Origin of the sequence: Nocardiopsis lucentensis DSM 44048, assembly GCF_000341125.1 — a bacterium.
Lineage (GTDB): Bacteria > Actinomycetota > Actinomycetes > Streptosporangiales > Streptosporangiaceae > Nocardiopsis > Nocardiopsis lucentensis.
In genome coordinates this window covers 1-1,585 of record NZ_ANBC01000720.1, presented here as the reverse complement: position 1 = coordinate 1,585, position 1,585 = coordinate 1, and the positions used below count along the sequence as shown (strand labels likewise).

Below are 1,585 nucleotides of genomic sequence, written 5' to 3'. Positions count from 1 at the left end.
CCGGCCGCGGGAGCCGCGGCTGGTGTTCGCCGGTCGGGTGGACGGCCGTCGCGTGGTGGTCCTGCACGACACCCCGTGGACCGCGCGGTACGCCCGGGGAGCGGGCGGCACGGAGTTCGACGTGTTCCCCGAACCCGCCGACGGGGTGGCGAACTGGCCCGCGCTGCGCCTGTCGGAGACCGCCGACGGCGTGCGTTACCTCCTGCCGCCGTGGGTGACCGAGGCGGCGTCGGCCTCGCTTGGCGCGCCGGAGGAGGGCTGGTCCGAGGTGGGGCGGGACGAGCACGGCGTGACCGAACCACTGCCCGCCGACGGGCACTGCGGGACCGGACCGGTGCTGCGCCTGCGGGCCCCGGAGATCGCGCACGGGCAGCCGTACACGGTGCCCCGGAGATCGCGCACGGGCAGCCGTACACGGTGGCGGACCTGGGTGATCCGGCCACGGCGCACCTGGGGTACATGCCGCCGCCACCGGCGCGGATCCGCCGGTTGGGGCCGCACGAGGTCCTGGACGACGAGCACGGGTTCACCCTCTGGGGTCTGGCGAGCTGCGCGGGCGACCCGCCGCGCGAACCTGTGGTCACCGCGACGGCGTGGGAGTTCGCCACACAGGAGCTGCCCGGCGGGGCCTCGGGGCGGTGGGTGTGCCTGCGCTACGGCACGCACGACGGCGGCGGTCTGGCCCGCGCGGTCCTGGTGGTGCGCACCGACGAGGGCACCGAGACGACCACGGTCGGGGAGCGTTCGGGCGGGTGGGAGTGCAGCAACCTGGACCGCCAGGTGGTGGCGGGCACGTGGTGGCGCTCCCCTGGAGGCCGGTGGCACTACCTGGCGGCGGCCTCGCGCGAGGTCGCCGAGCTCTCGGTGTCGGGCGCCGTGGCCGAGGAGGGCGACGGGCCGGTGCTCGCGGTGGCCGGACCGCGGCGCGGCGACGGACCGCCCGCCGAACCCGTGACGGTGCGCGCGGTCGACGCGCACGGCGACGAGATGACGCCGCTCACCGGCTGACGCCTCCGGCCACGGCCTGTGGTCTTCGCCTCCTGCGGTGTCCGGACGCGGTCACGCGTACACCCGACGTCCGCACGCACTGTTATCTTGGCGACCGAGAATCCGACGTTCCCTCCCTTTCTGGGCATCGGAGCCGGGTCACGAGTGCGCTGAGGAACGAGGACACAGGTGAAGAGTGCGTCGCGGATCGGCGAGGCGGTCGGCTGGGTCGGCATGGGGCTGATCGGGGGCGGGATGCTGCTCGCCCTCGTCGACACGGTGCGTTTCTCCGCCGAGGGCGAGGACCTGACGAGCGCGCACAACGCCCCCTGGTGGCAGGTGACCGTACTCCTGGGCGCGCTCGTGTTCTTCCCGGTGGTGTGGCGCGATCTGAGGGAATCCGATCCGGTTCCGGCCGAACGCCACGGCCGGATCCGCGCGGTGTTCCTCCTCGTGGTGAGCGCGCTGTCGGTGTGCGTGACCGTCATCTCCTTCTCACCCGACACGTTCACCGCCTTGGCGCGGACTCCCGGGGACTACGGCCCCAATCCGGTGGGGGCGTCCCTGTGGGTGGTGCCCCTGACGATCACGCTGGGCC

The 1,585-nt window shown here is 74.1% G+C and carries 1 protein-coding gene and 1 pseudogene; both read left to right on the top strand.

The window, feature by feature from the left end:
• The first annotated feature begins 417 nt into the window (after window positions 1–417).
• Window positions 418–1,008, top strand: a complete 591-nt coding sequence (locus D471_RS37840) for a hypothetical protein (RefSeq protein ID WP_017601165.1) — start codon at window positions 418–420, stop codon at window positions 1,006–1,008.
• Window positions 1,009–1,176: 168 nt separating this feature from the next.
• Window positions 1,177–1,585, top strand: a pseudogene (locus D471_RS36100) (ABC transporter ATP-binding protein); the annotation flags it as partial.